The 15,286-nt window shown below is 60.1% G+C and carries 16 protein-coding genes; 11 read left to right on the forward strand and 5 right to left on the reverse strand.

Going from position 1 to position 15,286, the window contains the following annotated elements; all coding sequences use genetic code 11:
* Positions 1–2 precede the first annotated feature (2 nt).
* From GC125_RS07900 to GC125_RS07925, 6 genes are all read left to right on the forward strand, one after another.
* Positions 3–869, forward strand: coding sequence for a carbohydrate ABC transporter permease (locus GC125_RS07900; RefSeq protein WP_151985183.1), 867 nt, complete (start codon positions 3–5; stop codon positions 867–869).
* 109 nt (positions 870–978) lie between these two features.
* Positions 979–1,797 carry a carbohydrate ABC transporter permease gene (locus GC125_RS07905; RefSeq protein WP_151987692.1) on the forward strand — a complete coding sequence of 273 codons (819 nt, stop codon included), beginning with the start codon at positions 979–981 and terminating at the stop codon, positions 1,795–1,797.
* Positions 1,798–1,813: 16 nt separating this feature from the next.
* Complete coding sequence (locus GC125_RS07910) at positions 1,814–2,095, forward strand: DUF2160 domain-containing protein (RefSeq protein ID WP_151985184.1); 282 nt, start codon at positions 1,814–1,816, stop codon at positions 2,093–2,095.
* Between the two features lie 73 nt (positions 2,096–2,168).
* Positions 2,169–3,998, forward strand: a complete 1,830-nt coding sequence (locus tag GC125_RS07915; RefSeq protein ID WP_151985185.1) for an ABC transporter substrate-binding protein — start codon at positions 2,169–2,171, stop codon at positions 3,996–3,998.
* Positions 3,999–4,076: 78 nt separating this feature from the next.
* On the forward strand, positions 4,077–5,579 hold the full coding sequence (gene glpK / locus GC125_RS07920) for a glycerol kinase GlpK (RefSeq protein ID WP_151985186.1): 1,503 nt from the start codon (positions 4,077–4,079) through the stop codon (positions 5,577–5,579).
* Between the two features lie 197 nt (positions 5,580–5,776).
* Entirely contained in the window at positions 5,777–5,980 is a 204-nt protein-coding gene (locus GC125_RS07925; RefSeq protein WP_151985187.1) for a hypothetical protein, read from the forward strand.
* Between the two features lie 149 nt (positions 5,981–6,129).
* Here GC125_RS07925 and GC125_RS07930 read toward each other — a convergent pair whose 3' ends face one another.
* A complete protein-coding gene (locus GC125_RS07930; protein ID WP_151985188.1) occupies positions 6,130–8,232 on the reverse strand; it encodes a putative bifunctional diguanylate cyclase/phosphodiesterase in 2,103 nt (700 codons plus the stop codon).
* 134 nt (positions 8,233–8,366) lie between these two features.
* Entirely contained in the window at positions 8,367–9,035 is a 669-nt protein-coding gene (locus GC125_RS07935) for an SDR family oxidoreductase (protein WP_286165420.1), read from the reverse strand.
* Positions 9,036–9,215: 180 nt separating this feature from the next.
* On the opposite strand from GC125_RS07935, the gene GC125_RS07940 reads away from it, so the two are divergent.
* Positions 9,216–10,844 (forward strand): alpha-D-glucose phosphate-specific phosphoglucomutase, encoded by a 1,629-nt coding sequence (locus tag GC125_RS07940; protein ID WP_151985190.1) that lies wholly within the window; start codon positions 9,216–9,218, stop codon positions 10,842–10,844.
* A 142-nt stretch (positions 10,845–10,986) separates the two neighbouring features.
* Positions 10,987–11,448, forward strand: coding sequence for an iron-responsive transcriptional regulator RirA (rirA, locus tag GC125_RS07945; RefSeq protein ID WP_151985191.1), 462 nt, complete (start codon positions 10,987–10,989; stop codon positions 11,446–11,448).
* A gap of 12 nt (positions 11,449–11,460) precedes the next feature.
* Here rirA and GC125_RS07950 read toward each other — a convergent pair whose 3' ends face one another.
* Both GC125_RS07950 and GC125_RS07955 read right to left on the reverse strand, forming a co-directional pair.
* The gene (locus GC125_RS07950) at positions 11,461–11,862 is read right to left on the reverse strand and encodes an ArsR/SmtB family transcription factor (protein WP_151985192.1); all 402 of its coding nucleotides are present in this window, start codon (positions 11,860–11,862) and stop codon (positions 11,461–11,463) included.
* 60 nt (positions 11,863–11,922) lie between these two features.
* Positions 11,923–12,699, reverse strand: coding sequence for a HugZ family pyridoxamine 5'-phosphate oxidase (locus GC125_RS07955; protein WP_151985193.1), 777 nt, complete (start codon positions 12,697–12,699; stop codon positions 11,923–11,925).
* 133 nt (positions 12,700–12,832) lie between these two features.
* Between GC125_RS07955 and GC125_RS07960 the strand changes: the two genes are divergently transcribed.
* From GC125_RS07960 to GC125_RS07970, 3 genes are all read left to right on the forward strand, one after another.
* Positions 12,833–13,435, forward strand: a complete 603-nt coding sequence (locus GC125_RS07960; protein WP_151985194.1) for a thymidine kinase — start codon at positions 12,833–12,835, stop codon at positions 13,433–13,435.
* A gap of 82 nt (positions 13,436–13,517) precedes the next feature.
* On the forward strand, positions 13,518–13,904 hold the full coding sequence (locus GC125_RS07965) for a c-type cytochrome (protein WP_151985195.1): 387 nt from the start codon (positions 13,518–13,520) through the stop codon (positions 13,902–13,904).
* Positions 13,905–14,131: 227 nt separating this feature from the next.
* The gene (locus tag GC125_RS07970) at positions 14,132–14,782 is read left to right on the forward strand and encodes a hypothetical protein (protein WP_151985196.1); all 651 of its coding nucleotides are present in this window, start codon (positions 14,132–14,134) and stop codon (positions 14,780–14,782) included.
* On the opposite strand, the gene GC125_RS07975 is transcribed toward GC125_RS07970, so the two are convergent.
* Positions 14,754–15,215, reverse strand: a complete 462-nt coding sequence (locus GC125_RS07975; RefSeq protein WP_151985197.1) for an Lrp/AsnC ligand binding domain-containing protein — start codon at positions 15,213–15,215, stop codon at positions 14,754–14,756. The genes GC125_RS07970 and GC125_RS07975 overlap by 29 nt on opposite strands.
* Positions 15,216–15,286: the final 71 nt, after the last annotated feature.

Genomic DNA, 15,286 nt, shown 5'->3' on the forward strand with positions numbered 1-15,286 from the left:
TCATGGAAAAGACCTACAACAACAAAGCTTGGTTCCTCGTTCTTCCGGTTCTAATCCTGGTGGCGTTCTCGGCGGTCATCCCGCTGATGACCGTCGTCAACTATTCGGTGCAGGACACGTTCGGGAACAACGTGTTCTTCTGGGCCGGGACCGAGTGGTTCGAGCAGGTCCTGACGTCGAGCCGCTTCCATGGTGCGCTGATCCGCAGTCTCAGCTTCTCGCTGGTGATCCTCGCGATCCAGATCCCCCTCGGCATCTTCGTCGCGTTGAACATGCCGCGCAAAGGCATCGGCGTGCCGATCTGTCTCATTTTGATGTCGTTGCCGCTGCTCATTCCGTGGAACGTCGTCGGCACGATCTGGCAGGTCTTCGGTCGTGGCGACATCGGATTGCTCGGTTACACGCTGCGCATGCTTGGCATCTCCTACAACTACGCCACCGACCCATGGCATGCCTGGATCACGGTAGTGGTCATGGATGTATGGCACTGGACGTCGCTGGTCGTGCTGCTTTGCTACGCCGGTCTCGTCTCGATCCCGGATGCTTATTATCAGGCGGCGAAGATCGACGGCGCGTCGCGCTGGTCCGTCTTCCGCTACATCCAACTGCCGAAGATGAACCGCGTACTGCTGATCGCCGTGCTGCTGCGCTTCATGGACAGCTTCATGATCTACACCGAGCCATTCGTCGTCACGGGCGGCGGACCGGGCAGCGCCACCAACTTCCTGTCGATCGATCTCGTGAAAATGGCGATCGGACAGTTCGACCTCGGACCGGCGGCGGCGATGTCCATCGTCTACTTCCTGATCATCCTGGCGCTGTCCTGGGTCTTCTACACCGTCATGACGAATTACGGGACGGAGCGCTGACATGGCCGAACGGGAGGCAAGTGCTGTGGCAACCACCACGACCCTATTGCGCGAGAGTGCAGGTTCGCATCACGAAGCGCTCGGTCAGAGCGAGGCGGTGGCGCGCAAGATGCGCCGCCGAGGACGGGAATCCCGCTTTTCCTGGCTCGTCCCGACGCTCTATATCGTGTTCCTGATGTTGCCGATCTACTGGCTCGTCAACATGAGCTTCAAGACGAACACCGAGATCCTCGGCACGTTCTCGCTGTGGCCGCAGAACCCGACGCTGCGCAACTACATGGTGATCTTCACCGACCCGGCCTGGTACTCCGGCTACATCAACTCGATCATCTACGTGACGCTGAACACGATTATTTCGGTGGGTGTCGCGTTGCCTGCGGCCTATGCGTTCTCGCGCTACAAGTTCCTCGGCGACAAGCATCTGTTCTTCTGGCTTTTGACGAACCGCATGGCGCCGCCGGCCGTCTTCGCGCTGCCGTTCCTGCAGCTCTATTCGTCCTTCGGCCTGATCGACACGCACATCGCCGTCGCGCTCGCGCACTGCCTGTTCAACGTGCCGCTGGCGGTCTGGATCCTCGAAGGCTTCATGTCCGGCGTGCCGAAGGAGATCGACGAGACCGCCTATATCGATGGCTATTCGTTCCCGCGTTTCTTCGTGAAGATCTTCATGCCGCTGATCGCGAGCGGCATCGGTGTCGCTGCATTCTTCTGCTTCATGTTCTCGTGGGTCGAACTGCTGTTGGCGCGCACGCTGACGACAACCGAGGCAAAGCCGATCGCCGCCACGATGACACGTACCGTCTCGGCGTCGGGCCTCGACTGGGGCGTGCTGGCGGCGGCAGGTGTGCTCACCATCATCCCCGGCGCGCTCGTGATCTATTTCGTGCGCAACTACATCGCCAAGGGCTTTGCCCTGGGCCGCGTCTGAGCAGAGGAGACCGGACATGGATTTTTCGTGGATGGCATGGACGGGGCCTACGGCGCTGTTCTTCCTTGGTATTCTGACGTTGCTGCTCGGCATGGGAGTCTGGGAATACTTTTCGCCCGGCGGCAATCCGCGGGTCGGCGTCCTGCGTTTCGAAACGACCCGTGGCGACCGGCTGTTCCTGTCGCTTTTGGGATCGGCATTCATTCATCTCGCATGGCTGGGGCTCGTCGGTCCCAATCTGTGGTGGGCTCTAGCCCTGTCGGTGGTCTACGCGATCGGCGTGTTCCGCTTCGTCTAGGGAGAGGCAACGGGTCGCCGACATGGCGGCTCTCGGACGGCAAACTGCAATCGCACTCAAAGGGAGGAACCTCATGCGAAAGCAACTGTTCTCAACGACCACGGCGCTCGCGCTGCTTTGCGGAATGGGCGTTGCCCATGCCGACATGGAAGCAGCCCAAGCGTTTCTCGATGCCGAAATCGGCGACATGTCGTCGCTTTCGCGCGAGGAACAAGAAGCAGAAATGCAGTGGTTCATCGATGCGGCCGAACCGCTCGCCGGCATGGAGATCCGCGTCGTTTCGGAAACGATCACCACGCATGAGTATGAAAGCCAGGTTCTGGCTCCGGCTTTCACCGCAATCACCGGTATCCAGGTCACTCACGATCTCATCGGTGAAGGCGACGTCGTTGAACGTTTGCAGTCGCAGATGCAGACCGGAGAAAACCTCTACGACGCCTATGTCAACGACTCGGATCTGATCGGCACGCACTGGCGCTACCAGCAGGTGCGCAATCTGACCGACTGGATGGCAGGCGAGGGCGCCGACTTCACAAACCCGGACCTCGATCTGGAAGACTTCGTCGGCATCTCCTTCACCACCGGCCCGGACGACAAGGTCTATCAGCTTCCGGTCCAGCAGTTCGCCAACCTCTACTGGTTCCGCTACGATCTCTTCACCGATCCGGAGATCATGGCTGAATTCGAAGCCGAGTACGGCTACGAACTCGGCGTGCCGATCAACTGGGCGGCCTACGAGGACATTGCCGAATTCTTCACCGGCAAGGACATCGATGGCACCTCGATGTACGGCCACATGGACTACGGCCGCCGCGATCCGTCGCTCGGCTGGCGCTTCACCGATGCTTGGCTTTCGATGGCCGGCAATGGCGACAAGGGCCTGCCGAACGGCTTGCCAGTTGACGAATGGGGCATCCGCGTCAACGAAAACTCGCAGCCGGTCGGCTCGTGCGTCGCCCGCGGCGGCGATACCAACGGCCCGGCTTCGGTCTATGCCATCCAGAAATATCTCGACTGGCTGGCAGCCTACGCACCGCCGGAAGCTCAGGGCATGAACTTCTCCGAATCCGGTCCAGTGCCGGCTCAGGGTAACATCGCCCAGCAGATCTTCTGGTATACCGCGTTCACTGCCGACATGGTCGGCGAGGGCGCAGCCGCGGTTCTCAACGAAGACGGCACGCCGAAGTGGCGCATGGCTCCCAGCCCGCACGGCGTCTACTGGCAAGAAGGCATGAAGCTCGGCTACCAGGATGCCGGCGCTTATACGCTGATGGAATCGACCCCTGTCGACCGTGCCCAGGCAGCCTGGCTCTACGGCCAGTTCATCGCCTCCAAGACCGTGGACGTGAAGAAGAGCCATGTCGGCCTGACCTTCATCCGCGAGTCGACCATCCAGCATGAGAGCTTCACCGAGCGTTCACCGGAACTCGGCGGTCTCGTCGAGTTCTACCGTTCGCCGGCCCGAGTCCAGTGGTCGCCGACGGGCACCAACGTGCCGGACTATCCGCGTCTCGCACAGCTTTGGTGGCAGGCAATCGGCGATGCGTCTTCGGGTGAGAAGACCGCGCAGGAAGCCATGGACCAGCTCTGCGCCGAGCAGGAAGCGGTGATGGAGCGTCTTGAGCGCTCGGGTATCCAGGGCGACCTGGGTCCTGTCCTCAACGAAGAAGAAAGCCTCGAGTACTGGAACGAGCAGGCACAGGCCAACGGCACGATTGCGCCGCAGCTCAAGAAAGAGAATGAGGACGAAGAGCCTCAGACGATCTCCTATGACGAGCTGATCCAGAGCTGGCAGGCAGCGGACGCGTCCGCACCGGCCGATGCTGGGGCCATGGAAGAGGAAGCAGCACCGGCGGAAGCCGACGCTCCGGTCGAACCCGAGGCTGAAGGCCAGCAGAACTGATCCTTCTGCAGCGAACAGGGAGGCCGGGGTTCATTCCCCGGCTTCCGTTTATGCGCATAGGCACGAATGGGCGAATTCATGACGGCGAAGCACATCCTTGCGATCGATCAGGGCACGACATCCAGCCGCGCCATCCTTTTTGACGAAGCGCGTCGCATCGTTGCCGTGGGCCAAAGGGAATTCCCGCAGCATTTCCCGCACTCCGGTTGGGTCGAACACGATCCGGAAGACATCTGGGAGAGCGTGATCTGGTCCGTTCGATCGGCGCTTGAGAAAGCTGGCCTGGAGGCCGGCGACGTCGCAGCCATAGGCATCACCAACCAGCGGGAAACGGTCGTCGTCTGGGATCGGGCCACGGGCAAACCGATCCACAACGCGATCGTCTGGCAGGACCGTCGCACCGCTCCGCTCTGCGCCGAGTTGCGCGAGGCGGGGCATGAGCCGATGGTCACAGAACGAACCGGTCTGCTGCTCGACCCGTATTTTTCGGGCACGAAGCTCGCCTGGATTTTGGAGAATGTTCCCGATGCGCGCGCCCGGGCGGAAAAGGGCGAGCTGTGTTTCGGCACGATCGACACGTTTCTCATCTGGCGCCTGACGGGCGGCCAGTCTTTCGTGACCGATGCGACCAACGCATCGCGCACGCTTCTCTGCAACATCGATACGGTGAGTTGGGACGGGGACTTGCTGTCGCTCCTCAACATCCCGTCGCAGGCGCTAGCCGAAATCCGCGACTGTTCCGGTGAGTTCGGGGTCACGGATGCAGGCATTCTCGGCGCCGCCATCCCGATCCTCGGAGTAGCCGGCGATCAGCAGGCAGCCACGATCGGCCAGGCCTGCTTCAAGCCGGGTATGTTCAAATCGACTTATGGGACAGGGTGTTTCGCTCTGCTCAACACCGGCGCAGATCGCGTTGCGTCGAACAACCGCCTGTTGACGACCATCGCCTACCGCCTTGATGGTGAGACCACTTACGCGCTTGAAGGTTCGATCTTCGTTGCGGGTGCAGCCGTTCAGTGGCTGCGCGATGGGCTCAAGATCTTGAAGGATGCTTCAGAGAGCGGGTCGCTCGCGGAAAAGTCGGATCAGCAACAGGATGTTTATCTGGTCCCGGCCTTCACCGGTCTTGGCGCACCCCATTGGGATGCGGACGCGCGTGGCGCGATCTTCGGTCTGACCCGCAGCACGGGACCGGCAGAACTCGCGCGCGCTGCGCTCGAGTCTGTCTGTTTCCAGACACGCGATCTCCTCAACGCCATGCACCGCGACTGGTCCGGCGCCAATGGCGATACGGTGCTGCGCGTCGACGGCGGGATGGTGGCGTCCGATTGGACGATGCAATGCCTTGCCGACATTCTCGATGCGCCTGTCGATCGTCCGCGGATCTTGGAAACGACCGCACTCGGCGCGGCGTGGCTCGCCGGGTCTTATGCCGGTATCTGGCCGGATCGGGCAGGCTTTGCCGAAGATTGGGAACGTGATCGCCGCTTCGAGCCTGAGATGAGCGCCAAGACCCGTGAGCAAAAAATCTCCGGTTGGGACGATGCTGTCTCAAGAACGCTCTCCAAGCCGCTGGGTTAGCCGTTTCAAAAGATTGTTTGTGACTTTCTTAACGTTGAAGCCAGTTCACGGTGGGTCAATACCTTGAAGTTGGTCCCCGTTCCTTTGCCGCGCGCCGAGATTGGACTACACAACCTGCGGATGTTGTTGCTTGGGAGATCGCGGTTGTGGAACGAGCAGACGTTGACAGGGGAAGCATCGGGATTGGTTCGGTGGAGATGATCGAACCGGAATACAGGTTGGCCCTGCTGCGGGAGTGGCACGGCGCGCTGACGACGATCGTCGCTGCGGACCCCGCCGCCCATGAGACGCGCCGGACGATCGACACGATCGAGGGCGAAATCGCCAAGCTCGAAATCGTCTGCAAAAAAAATTGCAAAAGTGCGGAACCGATAATCGGGTCGAATGTTATTGGGTCGTAGCGTTCACAACGACGGGTTCTTTCCCCACCCCCCGAAACGCCCTGTCCGACGCTTACATTGCCTTGATGCCCGCCCCGAACCTCAAGGCAACCATAAAAACCGGCTCTCCCCCCAGAGCCGGTTTTTTATTGTCCAGATTTCAGGGATCGTCAGGCGACCTTCTGCTGCAGAGGGGTGGCGGCAACGATCGCTTCCGGCAGATCGAGCACAACACTCGTCGCCTTGGGCGCATTTTCCGCCAGCATCACATCTAGCGCCTGCTTGGCCAAAGGCCGGCCAAAAAAGAAACCCTGTACTTCGTGGCAACCCTCGGCGTTCAGGAAAGCGAGATGCTCCTCGGACTCCACGCCTTCGGCGAGGACTGGAATATCGAGGCTCGACCCGAGAATGATCGTCGCCCGAACGATGGCTGCCGCCTGTCGGTCGGTGTTGACGCCATCGACGAAGGACCGATCGATCTTGATCTTGTCGAACGGGAAGTTCTTGAGGGTGGCGAGCGACGAATATCCCGTGCCGTAGTCGTCCATGGCGATACGGACACCGAGGCTTTTCAGCTGTCGAATGACGTGCAGGGCGCGTGTCTGGTCTTCGATAATGCCCGTTTCCGTGATCTCCAGCTCCAGCCGCGATGCGGCTAGGCCGGAATTCAGCAAGGCCTCATGCACGACCGTGGGCAAGTGGGTCTGCGCCAGCTGCAGCGGAGCGACGTTGACGGCAATTCGATAGGGCTGGGCCCAGGTCGCAGCCTCTCGACAGGCCTCACGCAGCACCCATTCGCCGATTTCGCAGATCAGCCCTGATTCCTCGGCTATCGGGATGAACTCGACCGGCGATACCATACCCCGTTCGGGGTGGTTCCACCGCAGCAATGCCTCGAAGCCAACGAGTTGGCGGCTCGCGGCGTCGTTTTGCGGTTGATAGTACAATTCAAGCTCACCCTTCGCCACAGCCTGACGGAGACTGACCGCCAACGCGCGCCGCGAGCGTTGCCCTTCGTCCATGGACTTGTCGTAGAAGCACACTGATGGCCCCTCGAGCGACTTTGCGCGGTACATCGCCAGATCGGCTTTGGTCAGCAGTTCCTCGGGCTTCTGGCCGTCGAGTGGGAAGATACTGATGCCGATGCTCGCACCGATCGACAGAAGGTGCTCGTCATAGGGGAACGGCTCGCAGACTGCAGCGACGATATCGTCGGCAAACTGGGACGCTTCCGCCTTGGTGTAGATGCCCGATTTGACCGCTACGAACTCATCGCCGCCCACGCGAGCCAAGAATTCACCCGGCTTCATCATCCGCTGGATACGAGCGGCCAGTTCGCGCAGGAGCATGTCGCCTGCGGCATGGCCATGCACGTCGTTGACCATCTTGAAGCGGTCGAGATCGAAAGCGAAGAAGGCCGTTCGCGAAGCGTCTATGCCCCTGTCGCTCGTCAGCTTTTCCAGCTTGGAGTTGAGATAAGAGCGGTTCGGCAGGCTCGTCAGCGGATCATGGAGCGCGAGGTGACGATAGCGATCCACCGCTTCGTTCTGCGTCTGGATGTCGATGAAGTGAATGGCAGCGCCCGTCGCGAGGACCAGGACCATGATCGAAACAATGCCAACGGCAAGTACCGATTGCGGGATCAGCATTTCCGGACGGAACGCACCTGCATCGGGAATGATGGTCATCGCGCCCATGGCTGTGAAATGCGTGCCGCAGATCGCGAGGATCAAAGCCGCGACGCTTCCATAGCGGCAGAACCGCGTGACCGGACGAACAGCGCGGTTCATGGCCAACGCTCCAAACATCGCGCCGATGACCAACGAGGCGATCACGAGGTTCTCGTCCCAGACGACCGAACCCTGCAATTCATAAGCGTTGACGCCTGAATAATGCATGGTGCCGACGCCGAGACCCAGGATCGCTCCACCGGCTTCGGCCAGGTAGCTTTCTCGTCCGAGCGCCGTAATGAAGAAACCGCCAAAGGTTGCCGCGATGCCGATCAGCAGTGACAGGAAGGTCAGCTGCGGTTCATAGCCGTGCGGCACGCCGGGGTCGAAGCCCATCATGGCAGTGAAATGCGTCGTCCAGATCGTCGCTCCTGCCAGGAAGCTTGCCAGGAACAGCCAGGCATAGCGCCGGCCACCTTCCGAGCGGCGGACGCGGGAGAACAATCGGATCGAGATCAGGCACCCTGCCACGCAGATGAGTGCCGCCAGCAGCACGAACCGAAAATCGTGATCGATAACCAGGCAGGATAGGACTTTGACCATGCGACGGTGCCTCTTGTGTACACGATCCGCATAGCCCCTAAATTCCCACCAAATTACAAATTGTGTCGAAGTTCCCGCTGGATGTGAGATCAAGATGTCTAAAACAGTAGGACGTGATTAATTGATCGTTGCGGCTACCACGTGATCGGTAAGCCGTTTTGGTCGAAGAAGCCTGCGTTGTCTTCAAACCGTAGTCGATCGATGACTGCCAGAAGCTTTTCGGCGGCTTCATGGGGCTGCTGGATCGACAGCCCCTGCTTGGAAAATGGCGCAGAGAGGTCCGTCGCAACCGTGCCTGGATGCAAGGCGCAGCAGATGGCATGCGGGCGCGTGCGTCTCAATTCGATCGCCGCCGTACGCGTCAACTGGTTCAGAGCGGCTTTCGACGCGCGGTAGGAATACCAGCCGCCGAGCGCATTGTCCCCGATGCTGCCGACCCGTGCGGATAGCGTCGCGAATACGGCCTTTCCCTCACGTGGCAGCAGCGGCAGATAATGCTTCATGATCAGGGCAGGGCCGATGGCATTGAGCGCGAACGCTTTGGCCATGTGGTCGGGAGTGAGCTCGCGCAGAGCCCTTTCCGGCGTGTGGACGCTATCGTGCAGGAAGCCCGTGGCATCGATGACGAGGCGGATGGGCCCATCGCCCTGTCCGATTGCTCGGGCTGATCTGGCGATGCTCTCCTGATCCTGAAGTTCCAGCGCCGGATCAGTGCGTCGCCCGAGCAATGTGACGTCGGAAAACGCAGAACTTGCTTCGAGTGCCTGAGCCAGCGCCGTGCCGATGCCGCCGGTGCCGATCACGACGGCGCGACCGCCTGTTTCAAAAGATGTAAGGATCATGCGGGGTGAAATGGAACGCGACCACCCGATGTCCATTCCCCTCGCGCGAAATGCGTCCTAATCATCGAACTGGCGCATTGCCGCGGCTCGACTATGCTCGCGTCGCGGATCGACCATATTCATCAAGCGAGTTTCCCCGACATGATCGACACTGTTGAGACCACGCCCTTTCGTGATCAGAAGCCCGGCACGTCGGGGCTTCGCAAGAAGGTCCCGGAATTCCAGAAGCGTGGCTATGTGGAAAACTTTCTGCAATCCATCTTCGATGTGCAGGAAGGCTATGAGGGCGAAACCCTGGTCGTCGGTGGAGATGGCCGTTTCTACAACGAGGACGTCATCCAGATTGCGATCCGCATGGCGCTCGCGAACGGGTTCGGACGCGTCCTCATCGGGCAGAATGGCATTCTGTCGACGCCTGCCGCGTCCAACGTCATCCGCAAATACAAGGCCTTCGGCGGCATCATCCTCTCCGCCAGCCACAACCCGGGCGGCCCGAAGGAAGACTTCGGCATCAAATATAATGGCGCCAATGGTGGGCCTGCCTCTGAAACCGTGACCGGCGCAATTTTCGAGCGCAGTCTGGTCATCGATCGCTATAAGACGATGGACATCCCCGCAGTGGATTTGTCGCGTATCGGCAAGCTCGAAGTTGCCGGTGGCGTGGTCGAGATCATCGACCCGGTCGCCGATTATGCCGAATTGATGGAAACGCTGTTCGACTTCGCGGCCATTCGCGATCTCTTCGCTTCCGGCTTTCGAATGGTCTTCGACGCGATGAGCGCCGTGACGGGTCCTTACGCGGAAGAGATTTTTGTGAAGCGGCTCGGCGCCGATCCTGCCGCGATGATGAACACCACGCCGCTGCCGGACTTCGGCGGGCATCATCCGGACCCCAATCTCGTGCACGCCAAGGAGCTTTACGCTGCCATGATGGCGGCCGACGGGCCTGACTTCGGTGCCGCTTCCGATGGGGACGGGGACCGGAATCTGATCATCGGAAAGGGTATGTACATCACCCCTTCGGACTCGCTTGCCATGCTGGCTGCGAACGCGCATCTCGCGCCGGGCTACGCCAAGGGCATTGCCGGCATCGCGCGATCGATGCCGACGAGCCAGGCCGCGGATCGCGTCGCCGAAGCACGCGGTCTTCCATGCTTCGAGACACCGACGGGCTGGAAATTTTTTGGCAATCTGCTGGATGCCGGCAAGGTGACGATATGCGGCGAGGAGAGTGCCGGGACGGGATCAGATCATGTACGCGAGAAGGACGGGCTTTGGGCAGTTCTCCTCTGGCTGAACGTGCTGGCCGTACGGCGCCAATCGGTTGCCGAGATCGCACAGGACCATTGGGCGACCTTCGGCCGAAACTATTACGCCCGTCATGACTACGAGGCTTTGGAAACGGCGACGGCCGACGACATGGTTGCGGCACTGCGCGAAAGACTGCCGAGCTTGGTCGGGCAGGCTTTCGGTGGCCGCACCGTCAATGCGGCGGACGATTTTGCGTATCACGACACCGTCGATGGATCGTCGAGCGCCAGGCAGGGCATCCGGGTGTTCTTCGACGACGGCGCGCGGATCGTCTATCGGCTTTCAGGCACCGGGACGACCGGAGCAACCTTGCGTGTGTATCTCGAACGCTATGAGCCGAAAATCGGTGATCTTGCGATGGAAACATCCGATGCACTGGCCGACTTGGTGATCGCTGCCAACGAAATCGCAGAGATATCGGCGAGAACGGGCCGCACATCTCCAGATGTGATTACCTGAAGGCGGAAAAATACATGAACAGCCGGTTCAAGCGCTGGTCCAGACGCTGGACCGGCCCATCTTAGGCGTGCTAGGAAAAGCCATACTCTGGAATTATTCTAATGTTCCCTAACCGATTCACGTTGGACGGATTAGACACCCGATGCGCCTGACCAAGCAGACCAATTATGCAGTTCGCATGCTGATGTACTGCGCATCCGCGGATACGGGCAGTTTGAGCCGGGTCTCGGATATCGCCAAGGCATACGGCGTCTCGGAATTGTTCCTGTTCAAGATCCTGCAGCCGTTGGTCGAGGCTGGGCTGATGGAAACCGTGCGTGGACGCAAGGGTGGGGTGCGTCTGGCGCGCCTCGCTGCGGACATCACGCTTTACGACGTGGTCCGCGTCACCGAAGACAATTTCGCGATGGCGGAGTGCTTTGAAAACGACGCGGCCGAATGCCCGCTCGTCGAATCCTGCGCGCTGAATGCTGCGCTGTATAAGGCGTTGAACGCCTTCTTCGCTGTTCTTCAGGATTACACCATTGCAGATCTGGTGCAGAACCGGCCGCAGATGCGGATGCTGCTCAACATGATGCAGGCTGAGGCCATCACAGTTCAGTAGGGTCGGCTGATGTCAGCCGACCGTTGCTGGTTTCGCTGTCGCTTGGGCCATGCGTGTCGGCCGGCTGGACAGGAAGATATCTCCGATCGTTTCCAGCACCTGATAGACGCTTTCCGACGCGATCGAATAATAGATCGTCTGCGCGTCGCGCCGTGTGCTAACCAGCTTTCGGGCTCGCAATTTGGCCAGATGCTGCGACAGAGCCGATTGGCTTAGCCCTACCGTTTCAGCCAATTGGCCTACCGGCATCTCACCTTCGACCAGATTACACAGGATCAACAGGCGTTTCGCATTGGACATGGCCGAGAGCAGGTCTGCTGCCTCGTCGGATTTCAGTTTGAGTGCCTCAGCGTCGGATTTGAGGGACGATGAGGGGCTATCTGACGTATTCTTGTTGTGTGCTTTCGTGCTCATCATGCCCCAATAACGGACTTTGATGAGCCAAGTTCCAGCATAGGTTAAAGGCATTCGAATTTAATCGTTTGCTCTTGCACTTTTTGCGAGGTCGGCAAGAACCTTTCGCAGACCTGCCGCTTTTTTGAGCGGTTCGGGGAATCGGATGCGTCGCAACTGATCTCCACGCAGGATTTCGAAGCCCGCGGGATCAATGCCGCAGATGCGCCAGCCGCTTTCCTTTTCGCCGGCGAAGCGTGCCGCGTAGAGATCGATCGCGTCGGAGTGGTCGGCGTTCATATGAGCGATAGCGCCTTCTTCCATCTCAGCCAGCTCGGATGCCGCGGGCGAAGCGATATCAAGGTCTTCTTCCATCAGCTCATAAGCTTTGCCAAACCCGCCATTGAGGCTCGCGGATACGGGGACCAGCCGGAAGAAGCTGAAGTCCGGAAAGTCGATGTAGAGCGCGGATTTTGGATGGCGTGCCAGAAAGCGGCGTCTCAGGGCCGGACGTTCGCTCGAATCAAACGTGATGTGCTCGGCGCGGCATTTCAGAGTGATTCGAGGATGCGCCAGCGGATCTCCCTTGCCCGGTTCGCCGAACAGAAGGCCAGCCCGCTGATCGGCACCGAGCGCCTTGGTATGGCTCGACAAGGCCGATACGAGAATGATCGGTCGACCGCCACTGTCGGTCGCCACCAGGGTTCGGCTGACGGTCGGGTGGCCCGTGCCGGGCTCGAGGACGGCCAAAGCCGCGTGGCGAGAGCCGCGGATCAATCGGTCGGATTCAGCCAGCGCGAAATCGTCTGTTTCACGGATCGTTTTCGCCGTTTCGGGCTTGCTCGTCTGCTCGGCCATGCTGTTCCGTGCGCTCCCCGTAGTATTCCGCAAGCTGTTGATGGTCGGCGGGTCGGCCCGGTAACCACTGGTAACCTCTGTCACCAGCAGGCAGATAGAGTGCACACCGACCCTGAACCAGTGGACGTTCGCTTTGGCCAAACTCTATTTTCACTATGCCTCCATGAATGCCGGCAAGTCGACGTTGCTGCTCCAGGCATCGTACAATTACGAGGAACGGGGGATGCGGACGCTTCTTTTGACCGCCGCCCTCGACGATCGGGCTGGCCACGGACGCATAGCCTCGCGGATCGGGCTCGGATCGGACGCGCTGACCTTTACGAAAGCCGATGATCTTTATGACGTGGTCCAGCGCGAGGTCGGGCGGGAGAGCGAAGGTCGCTTGGCCTGCGTCTTCGTCGATGAGGCGCAGTTCCTCAGCGAGCCACAGGTGTGGCAGCTCGCGCGCGTTGTCGATGTGCTCAACGTCCCGGTCATGACCTATGGACTGAGAACCGATTTCCGCGGCGAACTCTTTCCAGGCTCGAAAGCGCTGCTCGCCATCGCGGATAGTCTGAGAGAGATCCGCACGATCTGCTTCTGCGGAAAGAAGGCCACCATGGTCGTTCGGGTCGATGCAAACGGCAACGCCTTGAGCGAGGGCGCCCAGATCGATGTCGGCGGCAACGACAAGTACGTGCCCTATTGCAGGGAACACTGGATGGAAAAGACCGGGCGACGACCGGACCGCGGATAGTTCTTTAGATCGGGGGACTTGCCGTTATCAGGTGCGGCGTTATGTCTATCAAGTCTCACGACAGTCGTGATGGGAGAGAGATATGGTTCGTCATTTGCTTGCCGCAGGTTTTTCCGTACTCGCACTGACTTCAATGGCTTCAGCGCAAGATGCTGCAGCCGGTAAGGCAACATTCCGCCAGTGCATGGCCTGCCATGTCGTTGATCAGGAGCAAAATCGCGTAGGTCCGCATCTGGTCGGTATTGTTGGCCGCCCGGTAGCCTCTATCGAAGGCTTCAACTACTCCGACGCCATGCGCGCCTACTCCGAAGATGGCGCCAAGGTGTGGGACGAAGAGACCCTCGCCACCTATCTCGCCGATCCCCGCGGCGTCGTTCAAGGCACCCGCATGGCTTTTGCCGGCGTGAAGGACGAGGCCGCCTTGGCGAACCTCATTGCCTACCTCACCGATCCTTCGGCCGCCGAATAGCATTTCGGACGGCGTCTTTTTTCGGTATCGGTCATCGACTCGTCCGAGAGGTCAGATGATTGCCGATGCCCGCTCCATCTTCGAATGATCATTGGATCGAAGCGCTTCTGGCGCTTCGATCCCTAACGTTGCATGTCGTTCACGAAGCGGATGGCATCATTGCTTCTGTCACTCGGAGTTCGGACAACGCCGAGGGACAACCTGCCTTTGGCGACCGAACGCGTTCGTTGAACGAGGCCGTGGCGGACGTGCATCACCAAGCGCTGACGCTTCTGCAGCGCCTCGGCAGTGCCGTGGATCATGCCGGAGATGGTGCAGATCGCCCACAGAAGCGGACCGCTCTGGGGTTGTCCCGCTCAACGCGTTCTTCAAAGGCGGCGCATGACGACAAACTCGCCGCCGATCTCCAAGCCCTCTCGCGAATGATCGCATTACTCGACGAGCACCGCGATGCCGTCGTCCACCGATTGTCTCTCATTGAAACTCAGTCAGAGGCTGCGGTCCGCACGGTTGCGGATATGCGCGCAGCGGCAAGCGCGGGAAACGACGCTGGTCGTGCAGTGGATGCCATGTCCGACCTGATCGGAAATGCCGAGGCTGCGATCGGCGTGCTTCTGCACGATCTGCGGATCGTCGATGCCATGGCGGCGCTGGCGCGGCTTCACACGGAGCGTGGCGTGCTCGTCCATGCCGCGTGCGGTCACGCGGCGATCGAAGAGCCCGAAGGCTATCTCGCCGAGGTTCTGGGTCTGCATAAGCGGCAGTTGTTGTCTGCAAGCGACGTCGAGAACCGCCGACAGAAAGCGGGCGATCTGCTCCTGGCGCTGACAGCATCACCGATTGCCGAGATCAGACGGGAAGATGCCCCGTCGTCTTGACCTCTTCCATGACGGCGTAGGTGTGCGTTTCCCTGACGCCAGGCAGCGACAAGATCACGTCGGAGAGGAATGTACGGTAAGCGTCCATGCCGGCGACACGTGCCTTGACGAGATAGTCGAAGCCACCCGCCACCATGTGGCATTCCATGACATCGTCGCTCGTCTTGACCGCCTTGGCGAAGGCGTCGAACACGTCGGGTGTGGTGCGGTCGAGCTTGACCTCGACGAAGACCAGAAGGGTGCGGCCGAGTTTCGCCGGTGAAAGCCGCGCGCCGTATCCTTCGATATAGCCCTCGCGTGTCAGCCGCTTGACCCGTTCGGCTGTGGCCGTCGGCGACAGGGCGATGCGGTCGGCGAGTTCCGTGTTGGTCAGCCGGCCGTCCACTTGGAGAGACCGCAATATCTTCCGGTCGATTCGATCAAGATCCTTCATGAGGAAAGAGATAGCCGCAATTAATGGAGAAATCCACCAATTCGCAGATGAAATATAGCGGATAACGCGGT

Source organism: Rhizobium sp. EC-SD404 (assembly GCF_902498825.1).
Lineage (GTDB): Bacteria > Pseudomonadota > Alphaproteobacteria > Rhizobiales > Rhizobiaceae > Georhizobium.